The 25,642-nt window shown below is 69.5% G+C and carries 23 protein-coding genes and 1 tRNA gene; 11 read left to right on the forward strand and 13 right to left on the reverse strand.

All coding sequences use genetic code 11. The features are described 5' to 3' along the window. Nucleotides 1-64: 64 nt before the first annotated feature. Both ACLBXX_RS01420 and ACLBXX_RS01425 read left to right on the forward strand, forming a co-directional pair. Entirely contained in the window at nucleotides 65-985 is a 921-nt protein-coding gene (locus tag ACLBXX_RS01420) for a pseudouridine-5'-phosphate glycosidase (RefSeq protein ID WP_447656509.1), read from the forward strand. After that, a complete protein-coding gene (locus ACLBXX_RS01425; RefSeq protein ID WP_447656510.1) occupies nucleotides 985-1,821 on the forward strand; it encodes a carbohydrate kinase family protein in 837 nt (278 codons plus the stop codon). The genes ACLBXX_RS01420 and ACLBXX_RS01425 overlap by 1 nt, the downstream gene beginning before the upstream one ends. A 9-nt stretch (nucleotides 1,822-1,830) precedes the next feature. On the opposite strand, the gene ACLBXX_RS01430 is transcribed toward ACLBXX_RS01425, so the two are convergent. Both ACLBXX_RS01430 and ACLBXX_RS01435 read right to left on the reverse strand, forming a co-directional pair. After that, nucleotides 1,831-2,277: an SRPBCC family protein gene (locus ACLBXX_RS01430; RefSeq protein WP_447656511.1), complete on the reverse strand. Its 447-nt coding sequence runs from the start codon at nucleotides 2,275-2,277 to the stop codon at nucleotides 1,831-1,833. Next, entirely contained in the window at nucleotides 2,270-2,659 is a 390-nt protein-coding gene (locus ACLBXX_RS01435; RefSeq protein ID WP_447656512.1) for an ArsR/SmtB family transcription factor, read from the reverse strand. The genes ACLBXX_RS01430 and ACLBXX_RS01435 overlap by 8 nt, the downstream gene beginning before the upstream one ends. A gap of 89 nt (nucleotides 2,660-2,748) precedes the next feature. On the opposite strand from ACLBXX_RS01435, the gene ACLBXX_RS01440 reads away from it, so the two are divergent. Further along, nucleotides 2,749-3,318 (forward strand): dihydrofolate reductase family protein, encoded by a 570-nt coding sequence (locus tag ACLBXX_RS01440; protein WP_387137890.1) that lies wholly within the window; start codon nucleotides 2,749-2,751, stop codon nucleotides 3,316-3,318. After that, complete coding sequence (locus ACLBXX_RS01445) at nucleotides 3,315-3,803, forward strand: DUF2087 domain-containing protein (RefSeq protein WP_447656513.1); 489 nt, start codon at nucleotides 3,315-3,317, stop codon at nucleotides 3,801-3,803. The genes ACLBXX_RS01440 and ACLBXX_RS01445 overlap by 4 nt, the downstream gene beginning before the upstream one ends. A gap of 7 nt (nucleotides 3,804-3,810) precedes the next feature. Here the strand turns inward: ACLBXX_RS01445 and ACLBXX_RS01450 are convergent, their stop codons facing one another. Genes ACLBXX_RS01450 through ACLBXX_RS01460 form a run of 3 tightly spaced genes read right to left on the reverse strand, consistent with a single transcriptional unit; the run spans nucleotide 3,811 to nucleotide 7,047 of the window. Beyond that, nucleotides 3,811-4,572 carry an SGNH/GDSL hydrolase family protein gene (locus ACLBXX_RS01450; protein WP_387137884.1) on the reverse strand — a complete coding sequence of 254 codons (762 nt, stop codon included), beginning with the start codon at nucleotides 4,570-4,572 and terminating at the stop codon, nucleotides 3,811-3,813. Nucleotides 4,573-4,614: 42 nt separating this feature from the next. Then, entirely contained in the window at nucleotides 4,615-5,967 is a 1,353-nt protein-coding gene (locus tag ACLBXX_RS01455) for an MFS transporter (RefSeq protein ID WP_447656514.1), read from the reverse strand. A 36-nt stretch (nucleotides 5,968-6,003) separates the two neighbouring features. Further along, nucleotides 6,004-7,047, reverse strand: a complete 1,044-nt coding sequence (locus tag ACLBXX_RS01460; protein ID WP_447656515.1) for an LLM class flavin-dependent oxidoreductase — start codon at nucleotides 7,045-7,047, stop codon at nucleotides 6,004-6,006. A 91-nt stretch (nucleotides 7,048-7,138) separates the two neighbouring features. Here ACLBXX_RS01460 and ACLBXX_RS01465 point away from each other — a divergent pair, with 91 nt between their 5' ends. Next, nucleotides 7,139-7,795: a phosphoribosyltransferase gene (locus ACLBXX_RS01465; protein ID WP_447656516.1), complete on the forward strand. Its 657-nt coding sequence runs from the start codon at nucleotides 7,139-7,141 to the stop codon at nucleotides 7,793-7,795. Between the two features lie 13 nt (nucleotides 7,796-7,808). Here the strand turns inward: ACLBXX_RS01465 and ACLBXX_RS01470 are convergent, their stop codons facing one another. Further along, nucleotides 7,809-9,482, reverse strand: a complete 1,674-nt coding sequence (locus tag ACLBXX_RS01470) for a DUF885 domain-containing protein (RefSeq protein WP_387137871.1) — start codon at nucleotides 9,480-9,482, stop codon at nucleotides 7,809-7,811. A 78-nt stretch (nucleotides 9,483-9,560) separates the two neighbouring features. After that, nucleotides 9,561-12,218 carry a DNA polymerase I gene (gene polA / locus ACLBXX_RS01475; RefSeq protein ID WP_447656517.1) on the reverse strand — a complete coding sequence of 886 codons (2,658 nt, stop codon included), beginning with the start codon at nucleotides 12,216-12,218 and terminating at the stop codon, nucleotides 9,561-9,563. A gap of 63 nt (nucleotides 12,219-12,281) precedes the next feature. Here polA and ACLBXX_RS01480 point away from each other — a divergent pair, with 63 nt between their 5' ends. Further along, nucleotides 12,282-12,713 carry a hotdog fold thioesterase gene (locus tag ACLBXX_RS01480; RefSeq protein ID WP_447656518.1) on the forward strand — a complete coding sequence of 144 codons (432 nt, stop codon included), beginning with the start codon at nucleotides 12,282-12,284 and terminating at the stop codon, nucleotides 12,711-12,713. Nucleotides 12,714-12,781: 68 nt separating this feature from the next. On the opposite strand, the gene ACLBXX_RS01485 is transcribed toward ACLBXX_RS01480, so the two are convergent. Next, nucleotides 12,782-13,405, reverse strand: a complete 624-nt coding sequence (locus tag ACLBXX_RS01485; RefSeq protein WP_109209425.1) for an ANTAR domain-containing response regulator — start codon at nucleotides 13,403-13,405, stop codon at nucleotides 12,782-12,784. Nucleotides 13,406-13,452: 47 nt separating this feature from the next. On the opposite strand from ACLBXX_RS01485, the gene ACLBXX_RS01490 reads away from it, so the two are divergent. Continuing rightward, nucleotides 13,453-13,538: transfer RNA gene (locus ACLBXX_RS01490), tRNA-Leu, on the forward strand. A gap of 53 nt (nucleotides 13,539-13,591) precedes the next feature. On the opposite strand, the gene ACLBXX_RS01495 is transcribed toward ACLBXX_RS01490, so the two are convergent. Beyond that, nucleotides 13,592-15,139 carry an APC family permease gene (locus tag ACLBXX_RS01495; protein ID WP_447656519.1) on the reverse strand — a complete coding sequence of 516 codons (1,548 nt, stop codon included), beginning with the start codon at nucleotides 15,137-15,139 and terminating at the stop codon, nucleotides 13,592-13,594. Between the two features lie 151 nt (nucleotides 15,140-15,290). Between ACLBXX_RS01495 and ACLBXX_RS01500 the strand changes: the two genes are divergently transcribed. The 4 genes from ACLBXX_RS01500 to ACLBXX_RS01515 are packed head-to-tail and all read left to right on the forward strand — an operon-like array spanning nucleotide 15,291 to nucleotide 17,564. Then, entirely contained in the window at nucleotides 15,291-15,650 is a 360-nt protein-coding gene (locus ACLBXX_RS01500; RefSeq protein ID WP_447656520.1) for a PadR family transcriptional regulator, read from the forward strand. Between the two features lie 2 nt (nucleotides 15,651-15,652). Continuing rightward, on the forward strand, nucleotides 15,653-16,021 hold the full coding sequence (locus ACLBXX_RS01505) for a DUF1048 domain-containing protein (protein WP_447656521.1): 369 nt from the start codon (nucleotides 15,653-15,655) through the stop codon (nucleotides 16,019-16,021). Further along, nucleotides 16,018-16,800 carry an ABC transporter ATP-binding protein gene (locus ACLBXX_RS01510; RefSeq protein ID WP_387137852.1) on the forward strand — a complete coding sequence of 261 codons (783 nt, stop codon included), beginning with the start codon at nucleotides 16,018-16,020 and terminating at the stop codon, nucleotides 16,798-16,800. The genes ACLBXX_RS01505 and ACLBXX_RS01510 overlap by 4 nt, the downstream gene beginning before the upstream one ends. Continuing rightward, complete coding sequence (locus ACLBXX_RS01515; protein ID WP_056367249.1) at nucleotides 16,797-17,564, forward strand: ABC transporter permease; 768 nt, start codon at nucleotides 16,797-16,799, stop codon at nucleotides 17,562-17,564. Before ACLBXX_RS01510 ends, ACLBXX_RS01515 begins: the two co-directional genes overlap by 4 nt. Before the next feature lie 75 nt (nucleotides 17,565-17,639). On the opposite strand, the gene ACLBXX_RS01520 is transcribed toward ACLBXX_RS01515, so the two are convergent. Genes ACLBXX_RS01520 through gltB form a run of 4 tightly spaced genes read right to left on the reverse strand, consistent with a single transcriptional unit; the run spans nucleotide 17,640 to nucleotide 25,639 of the window. Next, the gene (locus ACLBXX_RS01520) at nucleotides 17,640-18,029 is read right to left on the reverse strand and encodes an SHOCT domain-containing protein (protein ID WP_375872181.1); all 390 of its coding nucleotides are present in this window, start codon (nucleotides 18,027-18,029) and stop codon (nucleotides 17,640-17,642) included. Nucleotides 18,030-18,075: 46 nt separating this feature from the next. Beyond that, entirely contained in the window at nucleotides 18,076-19,524 is a 1,449-nt protein-coding gene (pyk, locus tag ACLBXX_RS01525; protein WP_056367250.1) for a pyruvate kinase, read from the reverse strand. Between the two features lie 48 nt (nucleotides 19,525-19,572). Then, nucleotides 19,573-21,039, reverse strand: coding sequence for a glutamate synthase subunit beta (locus ACLBXX_RS01530; protein WP_447656522.1), 1,467 nt, complete (start codon nucleotides 21,037-21,039; stop codon nucleotides 19,573-19,575). Beyond that, nucleotides 21,032-25,639: a glutamate synthase large subunit gene (gene gltB, locus ACLBXX_RS01535; RefSeq protein WP_447656523.1), complete on the reverse strand. Its 4,608-nt coding sequence runs from the start codon at nucleotides 25,637-25,639 to the stop codon at nucleotides 21,032-21,034. Before gltB ends, ACLBXX_RS01530 begins: the two co-directional genes overlap by 8 nt. Between the last annotated feature and the right edge of the window lie 3 nt (nucleotides 25,640-25,642).

Raw genomic sequence — 25,642 nt, forward strand, 5'->3', positions numbered from 1 at the left:
GGTGGCGGCATCCGCTCGATACTGTGTCCCTGTCCGGGTCGGATGAACTGCCCGGATCGAAAGGATGCCCGTGTCCGATCCCCTCGTCATCGCGCCGGAGGTGCGGGACGCCGTCGCCTCGGGCGATCCCGTGCTAGCGCTCGAGTCCACGATCTTCACGCACGGCCTCCCGCGCCCGCGCAATCTCACGGTCGCCCTGGAAGCCGAGGCCCGCGTCCGGGCTCTCGGCGTCGTGCCGGCGACGATCGGGATCGTCGACGGACGCCCCACCGTCGGCCTGTCGCCCGACGAGATCGAGCGCCTCTCGACCGCCGACGGCGCGGTCAAGGCGAGCGTGCGCGACGTGCCCGTCGCCGTGGTCAAGGGGCTCAGCGCGGGTACGACCGTGGCCGCGACCGCGCACCTCGCGGCGCGGGCGGGCGTGCGGGTGTTCTCGACAGGCGGGCTCGGCGGAGTGCACCGGGGCGCCGCGCAGACCTTCGACGAGTCCGCCGACCTGCCGACCCTGGCAGGACTCCCGCTCGTGGTGGTGAGTGCCGGCGTCAAGTCGATCCTCGACATCGCGCTCACTCTCGAGCGGCTCGAGACGCTGAACCTCGCCGTGGTCGGCTACCGGACCACCGACTACCCCGGCTTCTACGTCGGCGACTCCGGTCACGACGTGGAGTACTCGGTGGACTCCCCCGCCGAGATCGCCGCGATCGCGCGCACCCGCGACGCGCTGGGCATCTCGTCGACCCTGCTGGTCGCGAACCCCGTCGGCGCCGACCGCCAGCTCGACCCGGCGCTGCACGACGACGTGCTGACGCGAGCGCTCGCCGCGGCCGACGCGCAGGGCGTGACGGGACACGACACGACTCCGTTCCTGCTCGACTTCTTCCAGCGTGAGACGGCAGGACGCAGCCTGGAGGTGAACGTCGCGGTGTACCGCGGCAACGTCGACCTCGGCGCCCGCATCGCGCGGGCACTCGCCGGCGACGACTGATGCTCGTCGTCATCGGCGACCTCGTCGCCGACCTCATCGTCCTCGGCGGCGCGACGCTCGAGCGGGGCACCGACAACCCGGCCGAAGTGCGTCTGACGCGGGGCGGAAGCGCCGCGAACGTCGCAGCGGCGGCTGCGGCGCAGCATCCGTCCCGCTTCATCGGCCGCGTCGGAGACGACACACTGGCCATCGCGCTCGTGGGCGAGCTCGAGGCCCTCGGCGTCGACGCCCGGGTGCAGCGGCACGGTCGCACGGGCTCGATCGTCGTGCTCGTCGATGCCGTCGGTGAGCGCACCATGATCACCGACCGTGGCGCGGCAGCGGAGCTCGACCGCATCGATCCCGAGTGGATCTCCGACGCCGACTGGGTGCATCTGCCGCTGTACGGCTTCGCGTCGCCCGGCTCCGCGCGGGCGGTGACGGATGCCGCGATCCACGCGGCAGCGCGGGGCGCCCGCGCGAGCCTCGACCTGTCGAGTGTCGCGACGATGCGCGCGCTGGGCGGCGAACGGCTGCGTCGCCTGTTGGACGAGCTCGAGCCTGACGTGGTCTTCGCGAATGCGGACGAAGCGGCCGCCGCGGAGGAGCTCGGGGTCGCGCCGGCGGGCGTGTACGTGGTCAAGCGGGGCGCGGAGCCCGTGCTCGTCTCCGCGGACGGCGCGACGACCGCGGTGCCCGTCGACAGGGTCGAGGACGTGCTCGATTCGACAGGTGCGGGCGATGCCTTCGCCGCGGGGTACATCGTGGCGGCGCTGGCCGGCGGGGACCCCTGCGAGAGCGCCCGGGCGGGCAGCGTGCTCGCGATGAGCGCGCTGCGCCGTCCGGGCGCGCTGTGACGACACCGCTCAGGCGGTCTGGAGGCGCTCCAGCACGCGCTCGATGTCGTCGATGAACGAGTCGTAGCCGGCGATCGTCGCGGCGACCTGCTCGTCGGAGAAGTCGCTGCGGTCCTGGCGGATCGTGAGCACGGTGCCGTCGCCGGCCTCCTCCAGGTCGAAGAGGACGGGCAGCCCTGCATCGTCACCGGGCTGGTCCGTCAGCGTCATCGCGAGGTGCGACGGCGGCTCGACCACCTTGTACTCCCCCGCCCAGTCGATGCGGTTGCCGTCGGGCAGCAGCATCACGGCGCGGAAGGCGCCGCCGGGACGCACGTCCATCGTGAGGCTGTCCTGCGGCACCTCCACGGCCGCGGTGCCGAACCACACGGCGAAGTGTTCGGGCTTGGTCAACGTCTCGAACACCAGCTCCCGGGGAGCCTGCAGGGTGCGGGTGACGGTGAAGTACTCAGTCATGGTCGTTCTCCTTCTCGGTGGGTGCGGCGGGGCCGCCGGTCGGTGTCGTGCGGGGAGCGCCGAGCTGCTGCAGGGCGTTGAGGTACTGATCGAGGGCGCCGAGACTGTCCTCCCAGAACTGCGCATATCCGCCGATCCAGACGGATGCTGCCGCCAAAGGTCGCGCGTCCAGCCGGGCCGGCCGGTACTGGGCGTTGCGGCCACGCGTGACGAGCCCCGCTCCCTCGAGGACACGGAGGTGCTTCGACACGGCGGCGAACGTCATGTCGAAAGGCTCCGCGAGCTCCCCCACCGTCGCCTCGCCCCGACTCAGGCGCGCGAGCATCGCGCGACGAGTCGGATCGGCGAGGGCCGCGAACGTGCGGCTCAGTGCATCGGTCATCTCGCCTCCGTATTCAACTGATCAGTACAGTACTACTTGGTTGAATACCTCGTCAACCCTTTGTCGGAGATGCGCGCTACGGTGACCGCATGCCTCGCGTCGTCTTCTACACCGCCACCACGCTCAACGGCTTCCTCGCCGACGACCAGGACTCGTTGGAGTGGCTGTTCGCCGCACCGGGCGGCGAAGGCGGCGACGAGGACTTCCAGCGGTTCCTCGCGGACATCGGCGTGCTGGTTCAGGGTTCGTCGACGTACCGGTGGGTGCTCGAGCACGAGGACCTCGTCGCCCACCCGGAGAAGTGGCCGTCGTACTACGGCGACCGCCCCACCTGGGTGTTCACGAGCAAGGAGCAGCCCGTGGTTCCGGGCGTCGACATCCGGTTCGCCTCGGGCGACGTGCGCGAGGTGTGGCCGCAGATCCGCGATTCGGCAGGCGACCGCGACGTGTGGATCGTCGGCGGCGGCGACCTCGCGGGCCAGTTCGCCGATGCGGGCCTGCTCGACGAGATCCGCGTCTCGATCGCGCCCGCGACGCTGCCGTCGGGCAAGCCACTCCTCCCCCGCAGCCTCGGCCCCGATCGACTGGAACTCACCGCCGTGCGACAGGCAGGCGCATTCGCCGAACTCACCTACGCGGTGACCGGCGGCGCTGCGTGAGCGAGCGCTGGCGCGGGGTGCTCGCGGCGCTGCTCAACCCCGATCTGCGGTCGGTGCTGGCCGAGAGCATGGGTGCGGAGCCCCTGTCCGAGGCCCGGCGCCGTCGGGCCGTGGAGCGGCTGACCGAGCTCGGCCTCGTGCACGAGAACGCATCGGGAGCCGTCGAGTTCGACGACGCGGCGGTGCGCGCGCTCCTCGCGGAGAGCCCGCCGGCGAAGCCCTGGGGGCCGCAGCGCTTCCTCACTACCGACGGACGCATCGACCGCTACCCTGCCCAGCAAGGCGATCGTGACGAGCTGCTGCGATGGATCGCCGATCGGGCGTTCCGCGCCGGCGAGGTGCTCACCGAGAAGCAGACGAACGAGCGGCTCGCGCCCTTCACCGGCGATGTCGCGGTGCTCCGCCGCTACCTCGTCGACGCGGCCCTGCTCGAGCGCACGCGGTCGGGGTCCGAGTACGCGCGGGTCGACGCGGCCGCCCCGTGACCGTCGGTCAGCGGACGGTCGGGGCGATCTCGGTCCACTGACCGAACTTCGGTTCGCGGCCGTCGCCGGACGACGTGCCCGCCAGCCGTCGGCGTACCCACGGGCCGACGTGCTCGCGGTAGTAGGCGGCGCCACGGGGTCCCATCGGGGGCAGGGGCGGCTGCGACCACCACTCCGGCACAGGTTCGACACCGAGTGAGCTCAGCACCCGCGCGGCGACGCGGTGGTGTCCGCGCGCGTTCATGTGCAGGCGGTCCTCGGACCAGTACGGCGGCGTCGCCAGCTCCTCGTCGAACCAGTTGTACGCCTGGACGACATCGGTGCGGGCGGCGAGACGTGCCTCGACGGCGTGCGACAGGAGGTCGCCGCGCCGCTGGATCACGCGCTTCAGCGGCAGCTGGGCCGTCGGATTCGCCCCCGAGAGCACGATGAGCTGGACGCCCTCCTCGTCGCAGCGGCGCAGCACCGTCTCGAAGGCGGCGAGCACGTGGGCGACGCTGGTACGGGGGCGCAGCATGTCGTTGCCGCCGCCGTTGAACGACAGGTGCGTCGGCTTCAGCGCGAGCGCCGGCTCGAGCTGCTGCTCGACGATGGGCCACACGAGCTTGCCGCGGATCGCGAGGTTGGCGTACTCGACGCTCTCGCCGGTGGTGTTCGCCCACCCCTCCGCCACGAGATCGGCCCAGCCGCGCACGTGTCCGTCGGGGAGCTCGTCGCCCACGCCCTCGGTGAAGGAGTCGCCGATCGCGACGTATCGAACGGATGCCACGGGCTCAAGCCTACGTCCGGCGGAGCGCGCGACCGGCCATCGTCAGCGGTCGTCGAGCGCGACGCCGCGCCGGTCCGCGAGCCCCCACGCCGCCGCGGCGGCCACGGCGAAGAAGACCGCGAACACGACGAACAGCACGGGCGCGCCGCCCGCGACGAGGAGCGGCGGCACGACCAGCGGCGCGACGATCGACGCGATGCGCCCGACGCCGGCCGCCCACCCCGAGCCGGTGGCGCGCAGCGACGTCGGGTACATCTCGGGGGTCACCGCGTACAGTGCGCCCCATGCGCCGAGGTTGAAGAACGACAGCGCCATACCCGCCGCGATGACGCCGCCCGCTCCGGTCGCGGTTCCGAAGAAGATCGCCGACACCGCGGAACCCACGAGGAAGACCGAGAGGGTCGCGCGGCGCCCCCACACCTCGATGAGCCACGCGGCCACCGCGTAACCGGGCAGCTGCGCGAGCGTGATGATCAGGGTGAAGCCGAACGACCGCACGAGGTCGTACCCCTGCGTCACGAGGATCGACGGGATCCAGATGAACGCGCCGTAGTACGAGAAGTTGACGCAGAACCACACCAGCCACAGGCATGCGGTGCGGACGCGGAACTCGGCCGACCACAGGGTGCCGAGCCGCTGACCCAGTGAGGTCGCGGCGGCGGGGGGAACCGTGGGCCGCCCTGACACGGGCACCGCGGCGGCACCTGCGGCATCCTCGAAGGAGCGCACGACCGACTCCGCCTGACCGAAGCGCCCGCGCCGCTCGAGCCAGCGCGCCGACTCGGGCAGGCCCCAGCGCACGATGAGCGCGTACGCCGCGGGGATCGCGCCGAGCGCGAACGCCCAGCGCCAGCCGTTCTCCGATGCGGGGATCACGAAGTAGCCGATCAGCGCGGCCAGGGTCCACCCGACCGCCCAAAACGCCTCGAGGATCACGATCAGACGCCCGCGCATACGCGCGGGAGCGAATTCGCTCACGTACGTGCTCGCGACCGGCAGCTCGGCGCCGAGCCCTAGCCCCACGAGGAACCGCAGCACGAGGAGTGCGGCGAGGCCGCCGACGAGCGCGCTCGCACCCGTCGCGACCCCGTAGACGAGGAGGGTCAGCGCGAACACCTGGCGACGCCCGAACCGGTCGGCAAGGAGTCCACCGACGCTCGCACCGATGGCCATGCCCACGAACCCGACCGAGGCGATCCAGCTGGCCTCGGTCGGCGTCAGACTCCACTGGGCCGCGAGCGCCGCGATGATGAAGGAGATGAGTCCGACGTCCATCGCGTCCAGCGCCCACCCGATCCCCGATCCGGTGAGCACGCGCAGGTGCTTGCGGGTGAACGGCAGGCGGTCGAGGCGCTCCGAGAGCGTCGACGACGCGCGGGTTGCGGCATCCGTCATAGCGTCATGCTACGGATGCCGGAACCCCGGCGGGGCTCACGACAGCATGTCGCGCACGCGAGGCACGACCTCGGTGCCGAACAGCTCGATCGAGCGCATCATCTTCTCGTGCGACAGCGTGCCCGTCGAGAACTTCATGTCGAAGCGGGACGCGCCGAGCGTCTGCACCGTGTCGGCGATCTTGCGGGCGACGGTCTCGGGCGAGCCCACGTAGAGCGCCCCCTCGGGTCCCACGTCGTGCTGGAAGCGCAGGCGGTTGTACGTCGGCCAGCCGCGTTCGCGCCCGATGGAGTTGTTCATCGCCTCGAAGCCCTCGTACGCCTCGTCCCACGCCTGCTGATCCGTCTCGGCGACGTGGCCCGGCGAGTGCACCCCGACCGGCAGCTGCGGCTGCTCGAAAGTGTCGAGCGACCGGCGGTACAGCTCGGCGAAGGGCGCGAAGCGCCCGGCCGGCCCGCCGATGATCGCGAGCATGAGGCCGTACCCGTAGCGTGCGGCGCGCACCGCCGACTCCGGGGTGCCGCCGACGCCGACCCACGCGCGCAGGCCGTTCTCGGTCTTGGGGAACACGTCTGCGGCATCGAGGGACGCCCGCAGGGTTCCGTCCCACGTGACGGGCTTCTCGGTCAGGAGGTGCGAGAAGAGGTCGAGCTTCTCGTCGAACAGCGTCTCGTAATCGCGGAGGTCGTAGCCGAACAGCGGGAACGACTCGATGAACGACCCCCGGCCGAGGATGACCTCGGCGCGGCCGTTCGAGACCGCATCCAGGGTCGCGAACCGCTCGAAGACGCGCACCGGGTCATCGCTCGACAGCACGGTGACGGCGGTTCCGAGGTGAATGCGCTCCGTGCGCGCCGCGGCGGCGGCGAGCACGATCTCGGGACTGGACACCGCGAACTCGCGGCGGTGGTGCTCCCCCACGCCGAAGAACGACAGTCCGACGCGATCGGCGAGCACCGCCTGCTCGACGACATTGCGGATCGTCTGCGCGCCGGTGATCAGCTCGCCGGAGGCGTCGCGGGTCACGTCGCCGAAGGTGTCGAGTCCGAGCTCGATCGTGGCGGGATCGACAGAGGTCATGTGTGCTTCTCCTTCTATGCGCTTGCATGAACCGGCGGAGCGGTCGCGGCATTCCCGCGACGCCCGGACCCCGCGAGCGTAACGTGGAGGCATGATCCCGTTCGCGGATCGCCGGTCCGCCGGGCGCGAGCTCGCCGCAGAGCTCGAACGATGGCGGGGAACGGATGCCGTGGTCCTCGGCATCCCGCGGGGCGGCGTCGTCGTGGCCGCGGCCGTCGCCGACGCGCTCGGACTCGAGCTCGACGCGGTCGTCGTGCGCAAGCTCGGCGCCTCGGGTCATGAGGAGTACGCCGTGGGCGCGATAGCCGAGGGCGTGCGCATCGTCACGCCGGGCGCGATGAGGTGGGCGGGGATGACGCCGCGCGATCTCGAGCGCGTGGAGGCGGCGGAGCGCGACGAGCTGGCACGGCGGACGGATGCCTTCGGCTCGGCGTCCGTCGAACTGTCGGGGCGGACCGCGATCGTCGTCGACGACGGCGTGGCCACCGGCGCGACCGCCATCGCGGCATGCCGCGCGCTGCGCGCACGCGACCCGGAGCGGGTCGTGCTGGCCGTCCCCGTCGCCCCGGAGCAGTGGGAGCCGCCGGCGGACGCCGTGGACGGGTTCGTGTGCCCCTACCGCGAAGCCGACTTCTGGGCCGTGGGCCAGTACTACGACGACTTCCGCCAGACGACGGACGCCGAAGTCGTGGCGCTGCTGCGCGCCGCCTCGACAGGCTCAGCGACCGACGAGGACGCCGGCCGCTGAGCCTGCCGAAGGGTCAGCGCGAGAGCGCGGACCGCAGGGTGTCGAGTCCGACACCGCCGAGGTCGAGCGCGCGCTTGTGGAACTGCTTGATCGAGAAGGCGTCGCCCTCGCGCTCGGCGACCTCGTCGCGCAGCTGCTCCCAGATGCGCTGGCCGACCTTGTACGACGGCGCCTGGCCCGGCCAGCCGAGGTAGCGGTTGACCTCGAACTTCACGAACTCGTCGGGCATGTTGACGTTGCGCAGCATGAACTCGAGCGCGAAGTCGGCGTCCCACGGACCCTGGCCGTCGGGACGCGGCTTCTCGAGGTGCACGCCGATGTCGAGCACGACGCGGGCGGCGCGCATGCGCTGGCCGTCGAGCATACCGAGGCGGTCGGCGGGGTCCGACAGGTAGCCCAGCTGCTCCATCAGGCGCTCGGCGTAGAGCGCCCAGCCCTCGGCGTGACCGGAGGTGCCGCCGAGCAGTCGGCGGTAGGTGTTCAGCTGCGCGCGGTTGTAGACGCCCTGTGCGATCTGCAGGTGGTGCCCGGGAACGCCCTCGTGGTACACGGTCGTGAGCTCGCGCCAGGTGTCGAACTCCTCGACGCCCTCGGGAACCGACCACCACATGCGGCCGGGACGCGAGAAGTCGTCGGTCGGGCCGGTGTAGTAGATCCCGCCTTCCTTGGTGGGCGCGATCATGCACTCGAGCTTGCGGATGGGCTCCGCGATGTCGAAGTGGGTCTTGCCGAGCTCGGCGACGGCGCGGTCGCTGGTCTCCTGCATCCACTTCTGCAGCGCCTCGGTGCCGTAGAGCTTGCGACTGGCGTCCTGCTCGAGGAACGCGACGGCCTCCTCGACCGAGGCGCCGGCCTTGATCTCGTTCGCGATCGACTCCTGCTCGGCCACCATGCGCGCGAGCTCCTCGATGCCCCACTCGTAGGTCTCGTCGAGGTCGATCGTGGCGCCGAGGAAGCGCCGCGAGTGCAGCGCGTACAGCTCGCGGCCGACGGCGTCCTTGTCCGACGCCGCCGGGGCGAGCTCGCCCGTGAGGAATGCTGCGAGCTGGTCGTACGCGACGCGCGCGGCGTTGGCGTTGTCGGCGAGATCGCGCGCGAGCGAGGCAGGCAGCTGCCCCTCCTCGGGAGCGGCTTCGGCGGCGAAGCTCGCGAAGAAACCGTTCTCCGCGGTGTAGCGAGCGATCTGCGTCGCGACCTCGGTGACCTGTCGGCGCGCGGGCACCACGCCCTGCGAGACGCCTTCGCGGAGGGTCTCGATGTATCCGTCGATCGCGCCGGGCACCGCGCCGAGACGCGTGGCGATCACCGACCAGTCGTCGGCGGTCGCGGTCGGCATCAGGTCGAAGACCGCACGGATGTTCTGAGCGTGCGAGTCGATGACGTTGAGGTCGCGCAGGTGCCACTTCGCGTCGTGCAGGTCGAGCTCGAGCTGGATCTGCTGGCTGAGGTCGTCCTTCGTGACGACGTCGATGTCGTCGACCTCGTCCGCGGCCTGAAGCGCGGCGAGGGTCTTGCGGCCTTCGTCGACCAGGCGCTCCTGGCCGGCGGGGCTGTAGTCGCCGAACCGGTCGTTGTACTCGTCGCGACCGATGTAGGTGGCGATCCGGGGTTCCAGTTCGGCGAGGGTGTCGACCCACGCATCAGCGATCTTGTCGATCTGCGTGGGCGTGCGGGTTTCGTCTGTCATAGCACCGAGCCTAGGCATGGGACGCGGTGCCGACAAACGAGAATCCCGGTGTCGTGAGCCCCCGACGACGATCGAGGATCAGTGACCCGCGACGTCCCAGTTGTCGCCGCGGCCGATCTGCACGTCGAGCGGTACGGACAGCTGTGCGGCATCGCCCATCCGGCTGCGCACGATCTGCTCGGCGGCGTCCCACTCCCCCGGAGCGACCTCGATCACGAGCTCGTCGTGGATCTGCAGCAGCACGCGCGAGCCGAGCTCCTGCGTGGTGAAGTCGTCGTGGATGTGGAAGAGCGCGATCTTCATGATGTCGGCCGCGCTGCCCTGGATCGGCGCGTTCAGCGCCGCGCGCTCGGCGTTCTCCCGCAGCACGCGGTTGGGGCTCGCGAGGTCGGGGAACGGGCGCCGGCGGCCGAAGATCGTCTCGGTGTACCCGTCGATGCGCGCCTGCTCGACCGACGAGCGCAGGTAGTCGCGCACCGCGCCGAACCGGGCGAAGTACTCCATCATGAGCTGCTTCGCCTCGGCCTGCTCGATGCGCAGCTGCTTCGACAGGCCGAACGCCGACAGGCCGTACACGAGGCCGTACGACATCGCCTTGACCTTGGTGCGCATCGCAGGGGTCACGTCCTCGGGAGCGACGCCGAAGACGCGAGAGCCCACGAAGCGGTGGGTGTCTTCTCCGGAGTTGAAGGCCTCGATGAGCCCCGGATCTTCGGAGAGGTGCGCCATGATGCGCATCTCGATCTGCGAGTAGTCGGCCGTGAGCAGCGTCTCGTAGCCCTCGCCGACGGTGAATGCCGAACGGATGCGTCGGCTCTCCTCCGTGCGGATCGGGATGTTCTGCAGGTTGGGGTCGGTGCTCGACAGGCGGCCGGTCTGGCTTCCGGTCTGCACATAGGTGGTGTGGATGCGGCCGTCGGCTCCGCTCGTGCGGTCGCCGCCGATCGCGCTGTCGAGCGACTCGATGATCTGGCGCAGCTTCGTCGCCTCGCGGTGCTGGAGCAGCAGGTCGAGGAACGGATGGGGGTTGGTCTCCTGCAGATCGGCGAGGACCGCAGCATCCGTCGAGTAGCCGGTCTTGGTCTTGCGGGTCTTCGGCAGCTGCAGCTCCTCGAAGAGCACCTCCTGCAGCTGCTTCGGCGAGCCGAGGTTCACCTCGCGGCCGATCGCCGCGTACGCCTCCTGCGCGAGCGCGTCGGCACGGGTGCCGAGTTCGCCGGAGAACTGCGACAGCGTCGCGTGCGACACCGCGACTCCCGCGAGCTCCATGTCGGCGAGGGTGTGGAGGGTGGGCAGCTCGATGTCGGTGAGGACGGCTGCCACGCTCTCGGGAAGCTCTGCCCGCACCGCGGCCGCCACGCGCATCAGGTACCAGGACAGCTGGCCGGTCGTCGCGCCCTCGGTCTCGGGCACGAGCTGCGTCGGGTCGGACTCGGGCAGCTTCTCGTCGAGGTAGCGGTCGACGAGGTCGGCGAGCGTCTTGTCGGGGAAGCTCGGGCGCAGCAGCCACCCGGCGAGGATCACGTCGAACGCGAGCCCGCCGAGGCGCAGGCCCGCACGCCGCAGCGCCTTCACCTGCGGCTTCGCGTCGGCGAGGACCTTGGGGGCGTCGGAGGTGAGCCACGGTGCGAGGGCCGCCGCGAGCTCGGGGGTCCACGACGCCTCGGCCGCGGCATCCTTCGTGGCGACGCCGATGCGCGCCGGGAGCCCGCCCTCGGCCGCGATCGTCACCGCCAGTTCGCCGGTGGCGGTCTCGAGCCACGCGGCGAAGTCGGCGGGCGCGAGCTCTTTCGCGACGGGCGCGAGCTCGGCCGCAGCCGAGGTGACTGCGGCCATCTGCTGCTCGATGCCCGCGAGCTCCGCCACGCGCGGGATGAGGGTCTTGAACTCGAGGCGAGAGAAGATGTCGCGCACTGCCTGCGCGTCCATCGGCTGCACTTCGAGGTCGTCGGGGCCGAGCGGCAGGTCGACGTCGGTCAGGAGCCGATTGAGGCGGCGGTTGCGACGGACGTCCTCGATGTGCTCGCGCAGGTTGCCGCCGACGACGCCCTTGATCGAGTCGGCGCCCTCGAGTAGCGCGTCGAGCGAGCCGAACTGGGTGAGCCACTTCACGGCGGTCTTCTCGCCGACCTTCGGCACACCCGGCAGGTTGTCGCTCGTCTCGCCGACGAGTGCCGCGATGTCGGGGTACTGCTCGGGCGGCACGCCGTAGCGCTCGATGACGGCGTCGCGGTCGTAGCGCTTGAGCTGCGAGACGCCCTGCACGTTCGGGTAGAGGAGCGTGACGTCGTCGTTCACGAGCTGGATCGTGTCGCGGTCGCCCGAGCACACGAGCACGTGGAACCCCTGCGACGAGCCCTGCGTCGCGAGGGTCGCGAGGATGTCGTCGGCCTCGATGTCCTCCTGCTGGAGGACGCGGATGCTCATCGCCGCGAGGCAGTCCTGCAGGAGCGGGATCTGCCCCTTGAACTCGGACGGCGTCTCGGAGCGGTTCGCCTTGTACTCGGTGTACTCGCGGGTGCGGAAGGACTGCCGGGAGGTGTCGAAAGCCACCGCCAGGTGGGTCGGCTTCTCCGCCTTGATCAGGTTGATCAGCATCGCGAGGAACCCGTAGATCCCGTTCGTGTGCTGGCCGTCCTTCGTCGAGAAGTTGTCGACGGGGAGGGCGTAGAACGCCCGATATGCCAGCGAATGGCCGTCGACGACGAGAAGGGTAGGCTTTGCGGAGTCCGTCACCCTGCAAGCCTAGTCAGGGCCGGCGACACCCGATCTCCCGCCCCGCACCCCCGAAGGCGACGCATGCCCGAGCACTCCCCCTCCCCCGTCGACGGCCTCGCGTGGGCCGCGAATCGCGGCATGGGCGCGCTGGCCGAGAAGATGGGGATCGTCTTCACCGAGTTCTCCGTCGAGCGTGCGGTGGCCACGATGCCGGTGGAGGGGAACACCCAGCCGGTCGGCCTCCTGCACGGCGGCGCCTACGTGGTGCTGGGTGAATCGCTCGGCTCGATGGCGGCGAACCTCTACGCGGGTCCGGGCAGGCTCGCGGTCGGCGTCGACATCAACGCGACGCACACGCGCTCGGCGACCTCGGGCATCGTGACCGGCGTCTGCACACCGGTCCATCTCGGTCGCACGCTCGCCGTCCACGAGATCGTCGTCACCGACGAGGCTGGCCGCCGCTGCTCGACCGTGCGCATCACGAACCACATCAAGGAACTCCCGCCCGTCTGAACCTCCACGGGAATGGAAGAAGCGGATGCCTCGTCACGAGGCATCCGCTTCTTGTGAAGTGGTGGGGGTCAGCCCTTCTTGGGCGCCAGCTGCTCGATGATCGCCTTCGCGACATCCTGCATGGTGAGGCGGCGGTCCATCGACGCCTTCTGGATCCAGCGGAACGCCTCGGGCTCCGAGAGGCCCATCTTCTCGTTGAGGAGGCCCTTCGCCCGGTCGACGAGCTTGCGGGTCTCGAAGCGCTCGACCATGTCGGCGACCTCGGCCTCGAGCGTGATGATCTGCTCGTAGCGGGCGAGCGCGATCTCGATCGCGGGCAGCAGATCGTTCGGCGTGAACGGCTTGACGACGTAGGCGAGGGCGCCGGCCTCGCTCGCGCGCTCGACGAGCTCCTTCTGGCTGAAGGCGGTGAGCAGCACGACCGGGGCGATGTGGTTCTTGCTGAGTTTCTCGGCCGCCGAGATGCCGTCGAGCTGCGGCATCTTGACGTCCATGATCACGAGGTCGGGACGCAGCTCGGTGGCGAGGGCCACCGCGGTCTCTCCGTCTCCGGCTTCGCCGACGACGTCGAATCCGTTGTCGCGGAGGATCTCGACGATGTCGAGTCGGATGAGCGACTCGTCTTCGGCGACCACGACGCGGCGGGGGGTGGATGCCGTCGATGCGGCGGTCTGCTCCTGCTCAGTCACCATTGAATCCTACGGTATGGTCAATCGCGGACGCGCGGCATGGCGCGCGGGCCGGTGTGGCGGAATGGCAGACGCGACCGACTCAAACTCGGTTGCCCGCAAGGGCGTGTGGGTTCGACTCCCACCACCGGCACCACCCAGGCATGGATGAGCGGATGCCTCGTACCCGAGGCATCCGCTCATTCCATCTCACTCCTCTTCGAGAGTCTTGATCACCTGCGTGTTCGGGTCGGGCAGCGTCTCGACCTGCTCGGGCGAGCGCAGATCGACGTCGACGGGCGCCTTCTTGTCGAGCTCGGCGGGCAGTTCCAGAGGCCGGCGAGAGTAGTAGACCTTCGCCTTGCGATAGAAGAGCACGAGCGGCACGACACCCAGCACGATGAGCCCGATGCCGAGCCAGTTCACGATCGGCTCGTTGCTCGGGATCGACGCGAAGAACGCCCAGCCCATGAACACCGCACCTGAGGCGGGCCACAGCCCGATCAGCAGGAAGTTCTTGACGGAGTGGAAGAGCACCCTCCGATACGCGACCACGACGGCGACGCCGGCGAGCGTGTAGTAGAACGCGATCTGGAGGCCGATCGACAGGATCGCGTTCTCCATGATGTCGCCCACGCTGCCGAGGAAGTTCGATCCGATGAACAGCAGCAGCGAGACGAGGAGGATCACGATGGTCGCGAAGGTCGGAGTCTTCCACCGAGGGTGAACGCGACCGAACGCGCGCGGGATCGTGTGGTCACGGCCCATCGCGAACAGCGAGCGGGTGACCTGGATGAGCGTGGTCTCGAGCGTCGCGATCGTCGAGAGGGCCACCGCGATGATCAGGATCTTGCCTCCGAGCCCCGGCCAGATGACATCGCCGAGCACCGACAGGATGTTGGCGCTGTTCGCTTCGATCTGCTCCTGCGACAGCATGATGAGCGTCGCGATCGTGAAGATCTCGAACAGCACGAAGACGATGCCCACCCCGATGAGTCCTGCGGCGCCTGCCGACTTGTGGCCGTCGGTGGTCTCCTCGTTGAGGTTCGAGCTGACGTCCCAGCCCCAGTAGTAGAAGGCAGCGATCAGCGCCGCACCGACGAAGATGCCGGGTCCGGTGAGGTGTGAGAAGCCGAGCCAGTCCCAGGAGAAGTTCGGGCCGTCGTGGCTCGTGGTGGCGGCGCGGAAGAGCGCGAGCGCGGCGAACATCACCAGGATGCCGACCTCGATCGTCGACATGATCCACTGGGCGCGCGCGGTGATGTTCACCCCGAAGTAGACGCAGGCCGCCATGATGACGAACCAGATCGCGCCGACCCCGGTGATGAGCGGCACGTTTTCGGCCTGGGACGGATCGAAGAGCGAGACGGTCATCGCTCCGGCGGGAAGCGCGCCGGCGACCATGAAGATCGTCGCCGAGATCACCAGCGCCCACCCGGAGAGGAAGCCGAGCGCCGGATGGAGCGCTCTCGCCACCCACGAGTACGCCGCCCCGGCGTTGACGTCGGCCCTGCCGAGGTACAGGAAGGCCCAGGCGATGCCGAGCATCGGGATGCCGCACCACAGCAGTGCGGCGGGGGCGCCGAGCCCGGCGACGCCGACGAGGGTCGCCGTGGTCGCGGCGATCGAGTAGGCCGGAGCGCTTCCGGCGACGGCCATCACGATCGAGCCGGCGGCGCTGACGCCGCCCGCCTGCAGATCGTGACGCTCAGGGGTGCTCTGGTCGTCGGGCGCGACCGGTGAGCTGGCTTGGGTCATCGATGGTCCTCACTGCCGCCTCCGTTGGCGACGGATGGACATTACACCCGCGGATTCGAATCATCTACTAATCGGTGTTGCTAAGTACCGGTACTTAGTGTTACCGTCTACCAGTAGTCAACAATACTGAGTAGTCAGAAGGAGGTGCGCGATGGGCAAGCAGGAGACCGAGATGCTCAAGGGCACGCTGGAGGGCATCGTGCTCGCGATCCTCTCCGGACGACCCGCCTACGGGTACGAGATCACCTCGTGGCTGCGGGACCAGGGCTTCTCCGACATCGCCGAGGGCACCGTCTACGCCCTGCTGGTCAGGGTCGAGCAGCGCGGCCTCGTCGACGTCGAGAAGGTCCCGTCGGAGAAGGGACCGCCCCGCAAGGTGTACTCCCTCAACGCGCAGGGCCGTGACCAGCTCGCGGAGTTCTGGAGGACCTGGAGCTTCCTCGCAGAACGCATCGAACAGCTCCACCGCGAACACGCAGACAGCAACGCCAACCCCCAGGAAGAGGACTGATCATGGCCGCCAAGTGGTACGAAGTCGTCACCGGCTCGCTCGAACAGAAGAAGCAGTACCGCCTGTACAAGGCGCGCATCGAGGCGCTGCCCGAGCCCTACCGCGGCGCCGCCAAGGCGCTGGACCGGTACTTCATGACCGTCGGCGGCATGACTGACGGCGTCACGATGATGCAGATGCTCGGCGACTCCGCCGACCTCTGGGAGCGCGCGGCCGCCGACGGCACGCCCGTCCGCGACATCGTCGGCGAGGACGCGTCGGCGTTCGCCGAGGAGTTCACCGCCGCCTACTCCGGCAAGCAGTGGATCGACAAGGAGCGCGCACGCCTCAACAAGGCGATCGACGACGCAGAACGAGGAGACCAGAAATGACCACCGACACTGCCATCAGGGTTCAGGGGCTCGAGAAGTCCTACAAGGACCTGCATGTGCTCAAGGGCGTCGACTTCGACGTGGCGCGGGGCAGCATCTTCGCGCTGCTCGGCTCGAACGGTGCGGGCAAGACCACGGTCGTCCGCATCCTGTCGACGCTGCTCAAGGCCGATGCCGGCACCGCCGCCATCGCCGGGTTCGACGTCTCCGCCCAGGCTCAGAAGGTGCGCGAGACGATCAGCCTCACCGGGCAGTTCGCCGCGGTCGACGAGGTGCTGAGCGGCCGCGAGAACCTCGTGCTCATCGCGCAACTCCGTCACCTCCCCGACCCGGGTGCGATCGCGGACGGCCTGCTCGACCGCTTCTCGCTGACGGAGGCCGGCTCCCGCAAGGTGTCGACCTACTCGGGCGGCATGCGGCGCCGGCTCGACATCGCGATGAGCCTCATCGGGGATCCGCCGGTGATCTTCCTCGACGAGCCGACGACGGGTCTCGACCCGGCGGCGCGCCTGGAGGTCTGGGATGCGGTGCGGGAGCTGGCGCGGGGCGGCACGACAGTGCTGCTGACCACGCAGTACCTCGAAGAGGCCGAGCAGCTCGCCGACCGCATCGCGATCCTCCACAAGGGCCGCATCATCGTCAACGGCACACTGGCCGAGCTCAAGCAGCTCCTGCCGCCCGCCGAAGTGGAGTACGTCGAGAAGCAGCCGAGCCTGGAAGACGTCTTCTTCGCCCTCACCGGCGAAGACGACACCGTATCCGCGAAGGAGGAGTCATGACCACGCACGTCATCGGCGACACCGCCGTTCTCACCAGCCGCTCGCTGCGGCACATCCTGCGCAGCCCCGACACGATCATCACGACGGCAGTCACCCCGATCGCGCTGATGCTGCTGTTCGTCTACGTCTTCAGCGGGGCGATCGACACCGGCGGGGCGAAGGGGTCGTACATCGACTACATGCTCCCCGGCATCCTGCTGATCACGATCGCGTCGGGCATCGCCTACACGGCGTACCGGCTGTTCCTCGACATGCAGAGCGGCATCTTCGAGCGGTTCCAGTCGCTGCCGATCGCACGGTCGGGGGTCCTGTGGGCGCACGTGCTGACGTCGCTCGTGTCGATCCTCGTCTCGCTCGCCCTCGTCATCGGCGTGGCGCTGCTGATGGGGTTCCGCACCGGCGCGAGCTTCGGCGCCTGGATGGGCGTGATCGGCATGCTGGTGCTGTTCACGCTGGCGCTCACGTGGCTCGCGGTGATCCCGGGCCTGACGGCGAAGACGGTGGACGGCGCGAGCGCGTTCTCGTACCCGCTCATCTTCCTGCCGTTCATCAGCTCGGCGTTCGTCCCGACCGAGAGCATGCCGGGCCCGGTGCAGTGGTTCGCCGAGAACCAGCCGGTCACCTCGATCGTCGACTCGATGCGGGCGCTGTTCGCCGGTGAGCCGGTCGGCACCGACATCTGGGTCGCGATGGCCTGGCTGGTCGGCATCCTGGTCGTCGCGTACATCGCGTCGATGGCGATCTACCGCAAGAAGATCAGCTGACGCCGGAAGGCCGTCACAAAGGGAAGAGCGGATGCCTCCAATACGAGGCATCCGCTCTTCCGCTGTTCGCGCCGGTTACGCGCCGAAGTACTGGTTGCCGAGCGCCTTGCTCTTCAGGGCGTCGAACTCGCCCTGCGAGATCGCGCCGGCGTCGAGCAGCGCCTTCGCCTGTGCGATGTCCTCTGCGGGACTCGACGAGGCGGAGGGACGGTAGTCGTCGGACTCGGCCACCACTCCCCCGCGCGCGGACTGCGCACGCGCGGCCATGCCCTTGCCTCGGGCGATGATGTAGATCAGCGCGGTCAGGAACGGCACGAAGACGAGGGCGATGATCCACAGCGCCTTGAGCCAGCCGTTGAGGGCGTCGTCGCGGAACAGGTCCGTGATGATCACGATCACCACGTACAGGTACGCGATGAAGTAGAAGCTCCACAGCAGGAACCACCAGAAGTCACCGAAGAACATCGGCGTCACACCTTTCTCGAGAAAAGCCGTACGGACGAGGGAGATGTCAGTCCCGTGTCTTGTAGATCGGCGCCTTGCCGTGCACCGCGTCGCCTACCTTATGGATGCGGATGTCGTTCGTGGAGCCGATGATCCCGGGAGGGGATCCCGAGATCACGACGACCTTGTCGCCGACCTTCGCGAGGTCGTTCGACAGCAGGTAGTCGTCGACCTGGATGAACATCAGGTCGGTGTGCGCGACGTGCTCGACCAGGGTCGACTGCACACCCCACGTCAGTGCCATCCGACGCCGGATCGCCGGCTCGGGCGCGAACCCGATCATGGGGATGCGGGGACGCAGACGCGACATGCGGCGCGCGGTGTCGCCCGACTCGGTGAAGATGCAGAGGAACTTCGCGTCGACGAACTCGGCGACCTCCATGGCCGCGAGGGTGATCGCGCCACCCTGCGTACGGGGCTTCGTCGTGAGCGGCTGGATGCGGTCCAGGCCGTGCTCCTCGGTCGAGTCGACGATGCGCGCCATGGTCTCGACGACCACGACCGGGTACTTGCCGACGCTGGTCTCGCCCGAGAGCATGACCGCGTCCGCGCCGTCGAGGACGGCGTTGGCGACGTCGCTCGTCTCGGCGCGGGTCGGGACCGGGTTCTCGATCATCGACTCGAGCATCTGCGTCGCGACGATGACCGGCTTGGCCATACGACGGCAGAGCTCGACCGCGCGCTTCTGCACGATCGGCACCGCCTCGAGGGGCAGCTCGACGCCGAGGTCGCCGCGGGCGACCATGATGCCGTCGAAGGCGTCGATGATCTCCTCGAGGTTGTCGACGGCCTGCGGCTTCTCGATCTTGGCGATGACGGGCACGTGGCGCCCCTCCTCGGCCATGATCACGTGGACGCGCTGGACGTCCTTCGCGTCGCGCACGAACGACAGGGCGATGATGTCGGCGCCGGCGCGCAGACCCCAGCGGAGGTCGGCCTCGTCCTTCTCGGACAGCGCGGGCACATTGACCGCGACGCCGGGCAGGTTGATGCCCTTGTTGTTCGAGACCGGGCCCGCGACGATCACCTTGGTGGTGACGACGGTGCCGTCGGTCTCGACGACCTCGACGCGGACCTTGCCGTCGTCGATGAGGAGGAAGTCACCGGGCTTGACGTCGTTCGGGAGACCCTTGAACGTCGTGCCGACGATCTCCTTGGTGCCGAGGATGTCTTCCGTGGTGATCTTGAAGATGTCGCCGACCGCCAGCTCGTGCGGTCCGTTCTCGAACTTGCCGAGGCGGATCTTCGGACCCTGGAGGTCGACGAGGATCGCGACCGCCCGTCCGGCGTCGTCGGCGGCCTTGCGCACATTGGCGAAGTTGTTGTCGTGGACCGAGTAGTCCCCGTGGCTCAGATTGAAGCGGGCGACGTCGACGCCGGCATCGATGATCGCGCGGACCATCTCATACGACGACGTGGCGGGCCCAAGGGTGGCGACGATCTTGGCGCGTCTCATCCGTGGTTTTCTCCGGGTGGGTTGAAGGTGGCGAGTGCCTCGGCCAGCCTACGCGGGCTGCAGGCCGATGGCGACATCGGTCGGGCGGACCGGAGCAGGCAGCTCCGTCTCCCCCATGAGGAAGCGGTCGACGCTGGCTGCGGCGGCGCGTCCCTCGGCGATCGCCCACACGATGAGCGACTGGCCGCGGCCGGCGTCGCCGGCCACGAACACGCCCGGGGCGGTCGTCTGGTAGTCGTCCTCGCGGCGCACGTTGCCCCGCTCGGTGAAGCGGGCGCCGAGCTGGTCCTCGAGGAGGGCGCGCTCGGGGCCGGTGAAGCCCATCGCGATCAGCACGAGGTCGGCGGGGATCTCGCGCTCGGTGCCGCTCTTGGGCACACGGCGGCCGTCGACGAACTCGGTCTCGGCGACGCGGAGGGCCCGCACCTCGCCGGCGCCGTTCGCGAGGAACTCGACGGTCGAGGCGAGGAAGGCACGCTCGCCGCCCTCTTCGTGCGCGGACTGCACCTCGAACACGAGCGGGTCCATCGGCCACGGCTGGTGCTCGGGACGCTCGCCCGGAGGGCGGCGGCCGATCGCGAGGTTCGTCACGCTCAGCGCGCCGTGACGGTGCGCCGTGCCGATGCAGTCTGCCCCGGTGTCGCCGCCGCCGATGACGACGACGTGCTTGCCTTCGGCCGTGATCTGGTTGGCCACCGCATCACCCGCGACGGCCTTGTTCGACTCGACGAGGTACTCCATCGCGAAGTGCACGCCGGCCAGGTCGCGTCCGGGGATCGCGAGTTCGCGCGGCACCGTCGCGCCGGTGGCGATGACGACCGCGTCGTAACGGGCGCGCAGGTCGGCCCACGAGATGTCCTTGCCGATCTCGACGCCTGCGCGGAAGCGGGTGCCCTCGTCCTGCATCTGGCGAAGACGCGACTCGAGGTGCTTCTTCTCCATCTTGAAATCGGGAATGCCGTAGCGCAGGAGGCCGCCGATGCGGTCATCCCGCTCGAACACCGCGACGGTGTGGCCGGCCCGCGTCAGCTGCTGCGCGGCCGCGAGCCCGGCAGGGCCCGACCCGACGACGGCGACCGTCTTACCGGTGAGGCGCCCCGGGGGCTCCGGCTCGATCCAGCCGTTCGCGAACGCCTCGTCGACGATCGAGACCTCCACCTGCTTGATCGTCACGGCCGGCTGGTTGATGCCGAGGACGCAGGAGCTCTCGCACGGAGCAGGGCACAGCCGCCCGGTGAACTCCGGGAAGTTGTTCGTCGCGTGCAGACGCTCACTGGCGGCGCGGCCTTCGCCGCGCCACGTGAGGTCGTTCCACTCCGGGATGAGGTTGCCGAGCGGGCAGCCCTTGTGGCAGAACGGCACGCCGCAGTCCATGCAGCGTCCGGCCTGCCGGCGCAGCACCGCCGAGTCGCCAGGCTCATAGACCTCTTTCCAGTCCATGATGCGCACCGGCACCGGCCGCCGCGTGGGCAGCTCGCGCTCGGTGACCTTCAGAAAGCCCTTCGGGTCAGCCACCCGTCACCTCCAGGATGCGGTTCCAGACGACGTCGCCGTCGGGGTCGAGCCCCTCGGCCACGGCCTCCTGGCGGGTCTGCAGCACCGCGGCGTAGTCGCGCGGCAGGACCCGGACGAAGTTCGCCAGCTCGGCCTCGAAGTCGTCGAGGAGAGCCTGGGCGAGGGTCGATTCGGTTTCGGCGACGTGCTGCTCGAGCAGGTCGCGGAGGATCTCGGCGTCGCCGGAGCCGAGCTCGCCGAGCTCGAGTTCGCCGGCGGCCAGCGCCTCGCGGTTCACGAGCTTGCGGTCGAGCTTGTACACGTACGCGGTTCCGCCGGACATGCCGGCGCCGAGGTTGCGTCCGGTCGCACCGAGGATGACCGCGAGACCGCCGGTCATGTACTCGAGCGCGTGGTCGCCCACGCCCTCGACCACCGCGGTGGCGCCGGAGTTGCGGACGAAGAAGCGCTCGCCCACGACGCCGCGCAGGAACATCGTCCCGAGCGTCGCGCCGTAGCCGATCACGTTGCCCGCGATGACGTTCTGGGACGCGTCGAACGTGGCTCCGCGCGGAGGGCGGACGACGATCTGACCGCCCGAGAGTCCCTTGCCGACGTAGTCGTTGGAGTCGCCCTCGAGGCGCAGTGTGATGCCTGCGGGCATGAACGCGCCGAACGACTGCCCCGCCGAACCCGTGAGGTTGACGACGATGCTCCCCGAGCGCAGCCCGTTCTCGCCGCGCGCCTTGGTCACGTGGTGACCCAGCAGCGTGCCGACCGCGCGCTCCGTGTTGCGGATCGGCAGGTCGATCGTGATCTCGCCGCCGTTCGCGATGACGTCCTGGGCGCGCTCGATGAGGCCGACGTCGAAGTGCTCGTCGAGCTCGTGCAGCTGCGCCGTCGTGTTGCGGCGCGGCTCGTCGTCGGCGAAGACCGGGCCGTCCAGCACGGGACCGAGGTCCAGGCCGTTCGCCTTCCAGTGGTTCACCGCACCGTCGATGTCGAGCAGGTCGCTGCGGCCGATCGCCTCGTCGAGCGAGCGGAGGCCGAGGGACGCGAGGTACTCGCGCACCTCTTCGGCGATGAACTCCATGAAGTTCACGACGAACTCGGGCTTGCCGTTGAAGCGCTCGCGCAGCACGGGGTTCTGCGTCGCGACGCCCACGGGGCAGGTGTCGAGGTGGCAGACGCGCATCATGATGCAGCCCGACACGACGAGCGGCGCCGTGGCGAAGCCGAACTCCTCCGCGCCCAGCAGCGCGCCGATGATGACGTCGCGGCCGGTCTTGAGCTGGCCGTCGACCTGCACGACGACGCGGTCGCGCATGCCGTTGAGCATGAGCGTCTGCTGCGTCTCGGCGAGGCCGAGCTCCCACGGCGTGCCCGCGTGCTTGAGCGAGTTCAGCGGGCTCGCACCGGTGCCGCCGTCGTGGCCCGACACCAGGATGACGTCGGCCAGGGCCTTGGCGGTGCCGGCGGCGACCGCTCCGATGCCCGACTGGCTCACGAGCTTCACGTGGACCCGCGCGCCGGGGTTGGCGCGCTTCAGGTCGAAGATCAGCTGCTTGAGGTCCTCGATCGAGTAGATGTCGTGGTGCGGCGGCGGCGAGATGAGACCCACGCCGGCGGTCGCGTGACGCGTCCGGGCGACCCACGGGTACACCTTCGTCGGCGGCAGCTGGCCACCCTCGCCGGGCTTGGCGCCCTGGGCGAGCTTGATCTGGATGTCGTCGGACTCCGTCAGGTAGAGGCTCGTGACGCCGAAGCGGCCCGACGCGACCTGCTTGATGGAGCTGCGACGCTCGGGGTCGAGGAGGCGGTCCACGTCCTCGCCGCCCTCGCCGGTGTTCGACTTGCCGCCGATGCGGTTCATCGCGATCGCCAGCGTCTCGTGGGCCTCGCGGGAGATGGAGCCGTAGCTCATCGCACCCGTCGAGAAGCGCTTGACGATCGACGCCACCGACTCGACCTCGTCGATCGGCACGGGCGTGCGACCCTCGGTCTTGAGCGCGAACAGGCCGCGCAGCGTCTTCAGCTCGTTCGCCTGGTCATCCACGAGCTTCGTGTACTCGCGGAAGATGTCGTACCGGCGCGTGCGCGTCGAGTGCTGCAGGCGGAACACCGTGTCGGGGTTGAACAGGTGGGGCGACCCGTCGCGGCGCCACTGGTATTCGCCACCCGTCCAGAGGCGCTCGTGCGCCCGGACCGCAGCATCCTGCGGGTACGCGTACGCATGCCGGGCGGCGTTCTCGGCGGCGATGACGTCGAGTCCGACGCCGCCGAGCTTGGACTCGGTGCCGGTGAAGTACGTGTCGACGAAGTCCTGCGACAGGCCGACGGCCTCGAACACCTGGGCGCCCGCGTAGGACGACACGGTCGAGATGCCCATCTTCGACATGATCTTGAGCACGCCCTTGCCGAGCGCGTAGATCAGGTTCTTGACGGCCTTCTCCGGCGCGATGCCGGTGATGAAGCCGGCGCGCACCAGGTACTCGACGGTCTCCATCGCGAGGTACGGGTTGACGGCGGATGCCCCGTACCCGATGAGCGTCGCGATGTGGTGAACCTCGCGCACGTCGCCGGCCTCGACCACGAGACCACACTTCATGCGGGTCTGCTTGCGGATGAGGTGGTGGTGCACGGCCGCGAGCATGAGCAGCGACGGGATCGGCGCCAGGTCCTTGTTGGAGTCGCGGTCCGACAGCACGATGAACTCGGCGCCGTCCTCGATGGCCTGGTCGACCTCCTGGCACATCTGCTCGAGGCGCTTCTTCATGCCCTTGTGGCCGGCCTCGACGCGGTACAGGCCGCGGATCGTGACCGACGTGCGACCGGGAAGCGCAGTGTCGATGTGCTGGATCTTGGCGAGCTCGTCGTTGTCGATCACCGGGAAGTCGAGCGTCACGACGCGCGTGTGCTCGGGCCCCCACTCGAGGAGGTTGCGCTCAGGGCCGAGGCCCAGGCCGAGCGAGGTGACGACCTCTTCGCGGATGGAGTCCAGCGGCGGGTTGGTGACCTGCGCGAACTGCTGCGTGAAGTAGTCGAACAGCAGGCGCGGACGCTCGCTCAGGACCGCGACGGGCGTGTCGGAGCCCATGGCGCCCAGCGGCTCGGCGCCGGTCTGCCCCATCGGCGTGAGGAGGATCTTGACCTCTTCCTCGGTGTAGCCGAAGGTGCGTTGACGCCGCGTGATCGAGGCGATCGGGTGGACGATGTGCTCACGCTCGGGCAGGTCGGCGAGGCGGACACGGCCCGAGTCGAGCCACTCCTGCCACGGCTCCTGGTCGGCGAGCTGCGCCTTGATCTCGTCGTCCTCGATGATGCGGCGCTCGGCGGTGTCGACGAGGAACATGCGCCCGGGGCGCAGGCGCCCGCGACGCTTGATCCGCTCGGGCTCGAAGTCGAGCACGCCGGTCTCGCTGCCGATGACGATGAGGCCGTCGGTCGTCTCGGTCCAGCGGCCGGGGCGCAGGCCGTTGCGGTCGAGCGTCGCGCCGACGAGCGTGCCGTCGGTGAAGATGAGGGCGGCCGGGCCGTCCCACGGCTCCATCTGCATGGAGTGGAACTCGTAGAACGCCCGAAGCTTCGGGTCGATGTCGGCCTGCTTCTCGTAGGCCTCGGGCACCATCATCATGATGGCGTGCGGCAGGCTCCGGCCCGTCAGCGTGAGGAGCTCGAGCACCTCGTCGAACGAGGCCGAGTCGCTCGCGCCGGTGGTGCAGATGGGCAGCAGCGGCTGGATGTCGCCGAGCAGCTCGGACTCGAGCTGCGACTGGCGGGCGCGCATCCAGTTGCGGTTGCCGTTGACGGTGTTGATCTCGCCGTTGTGCGCGAGCATGCGCAGCGGCTGCGCGAGCGGCCACGACGGGAAGGTGTTGGTCGAGTAGCGCGAGTGCACCACCGCGAGCTCGGACGCGAAGCGCTCGTCCTGCAGGTCGGGGTAGAACGGCTCGAGCTGGAGCGTCGTGACCATGCCCTTGTAGCCGAGCGTGCGCGACGACAGCGAGACGAAGTACGCGTCGAGCTCGGTGCGCGCCCGAGCCCGCAGGCGATAGGCGCGACGGTCGAGCGCGATGCCCGACAGCGCCGCGGCGTCGCCGGTCGCGGGACGCGAGATGAAGAGCTGCTCGAAGACCGGGCGCGCCTCGAAGGCGAGCTTGCCCAGGTTCTCGTCGGAGGTCGGGACGTCGCGCCAGCCGAGCACCGTCAGACCCTCGGATGCGGCGATCCGCTCGATCCCGCTCTTCTGCGTGGCGCGCGCCTCGGCGTCGCGCGGCAGGAAGACGAGGCCGGCGGCGTACTCGCCGACGGGCGGCAGGTCGAAGCCGGCCACCGCGCGCAGGAACGCGTCCGGCATCTGGGTCAGGATGCCCGCGCCGTCGCCGGTGCCGGCGTCGGAGCCGATGGCGCCCCGGTGCTCGAGGTTGCGCAGCGCGGTCAGGGCCAGATCGATGATGTCGTGGCCGGCCTCACCGCGGAGCGTGGCCACCATCGCCAGGCCGCAGGCGTCCTTCTCGAAGGCAGGGTTGTACATCCCCTGCTTCTGCGGGAACCCGGCACGGCCGGACGCAGCGGGGAAGTTCGCCTCCGCAGAGGCGACGGAACGGGGGCTCGAAGCCATACC

This window comes from Microbacterium sp. C23T (assembly GCF_053345975.1).

What these genes read in the sequence shown, in the direction of transcription:
- ACLBXX_RS01420 (WP_447656509.1), top strand. Translation starts at nt 65, where the DNA reads ATGCCCGTGTCCGATCCCCTCGTCATCGCGCCGGAGGTGCGGGACGCC.
- ACLBXX_RS01425 (WP_447656510.1), top strand. Translation starts at nt 985, where the DNA reads ATGCTCGTCGTCATCGGCGACCTCGTCGCCGACCTCATCGTCCTCGGC.
- ACLBXX_RS01430 (WP_447656511.1), bottom strand. Translation starts at nt 2,277, where the DNA reads ATGACTGAGTACTTCACCGTCACCCGCACCCTGCAGGCTCCCCGGGAG.
- ACLBXX_RS01435 (WP_447656512.1), bottom strand. Translation starts at nt 2,659, where the DNA reads ATGACCGATGCACTGAGCCGCACGTTCGCGGCCCTCGCCGATCCGACT.
- ACLBXX_RS01440 (WP_387137890.1), top strand. Translation starts at nt 2,749, where the DNA reads ATGCCTCGCGTCGTCTTCTACACCGCCACCACGCTCAACGGCTTCCTC.
- ACLBXX_RS01455 (WP_447656514.1), bottom strand. Translation starts at nt 5,967, where the DNA reads ATGACGGATGCCGCAACCCGCGCGTCGTCGACGCTCTCGGAGCGCCTC.
- ACLBXX_RS01460 (WP_447656515.1), bottom strand. Translation starts at nt 7,047, where the DNA reads ATGACCTCTGTCGATCCCGCCACGATCGAGCTCGGACTCGACACCTTC.
- ACLBXX_RS01465 (WP_447656516.1), top strand. Translation starts at nt 7,139, where the DNA reads ATGATCCCGTTCGCGGATCGCCGGTCCGCCGGGCGCGAGCTCGCCGCA.
- ACLBXX_RS01470 (WP_387137871.1), bottom strand. Translation starts at nt 9,482, where the DNA reads ATGACAGACGAAACCCGCACGCCCACGCAGATCGACAAGATCGCTGAT.
- ACLBXX_RS01480 (WP_447656518.1), top strand. Translation starts at nt 12,282, where the DNA reads ATGCCCGAGCACTCCCCCTCCCCCGTCGACGGCCTCGCGTGGGCCGCG.
- ACLBXX_RS01485 (WP_109209425.1), bottom strand. Translation starts at nt 13,405, where the DNA reads ATGGTGACTGAGCAGGAGCAGACCGCCGCATCGACGGCATCCACCCCC.
- ACLBXX_RS01495 (WP_447656519.1), bottom strand. Translation starts at nt 15,139, where the DNA reads ATGACCCAAGCCAGCTCACCGGTCGCGCCCGACGACCAGAGCACCCCT.
- ACLBXX_RS01500 (WP_447656520.1), top strand. Translation starts at nt 15,291, where the DNA reads ATGGGCAAGCAGGAGACCGAGATGCTCAAGGGCACGCTGGAGGGCATC.
- ACLBXX_RS01505 (WP_447656521.1), top strand. Translation starts at nt 15,653, where the DNA reads ATGGCCGCCAAGTGGTACGAAGTCGTCACCGGCTCGCTCGAACAGAAG.
- ACLBXX_RS01510 (WP_387137852.1), top strand. Translation starts at nt 16,018, where the DNA reads ATGACCACCGACACTGCCATCAGGGTTCAGGGGCTCGAGAAGTCCTAC.
- ACLBXX_RS01515 (WP_056367249.1), top strand. Translation starts at nt 16,797, where the DNA reads ATGACCACGCACGTCATCGGCGACACCGCCGTTCTCACCAGCCGCTCG.
- ACLBXX_RS01520 (WP_375872181.1), bottom strand. Translation starts at nt 18,029, where the DNA reads ATGTTCTTCGGTGACTTCTGGTGGTTCCTGCTGTGGAGCTTCTACTTC.
- pyk (WP_056367250.1), bottom strand. Translation starts at nt 19,524, where the DNA reads ATGAGACGCGCCAAGATCGTCGCCACCCTTGGGCCCGCCACGTCGTCG.
- gltB (WP_447656523.1), bottom strand. Translation starts at nt 25,639, where the DNA reads ATGGCTTCGAGCCCCCGTTCCGTCGCCTCTGCGGAGGCGAACTTCCCC.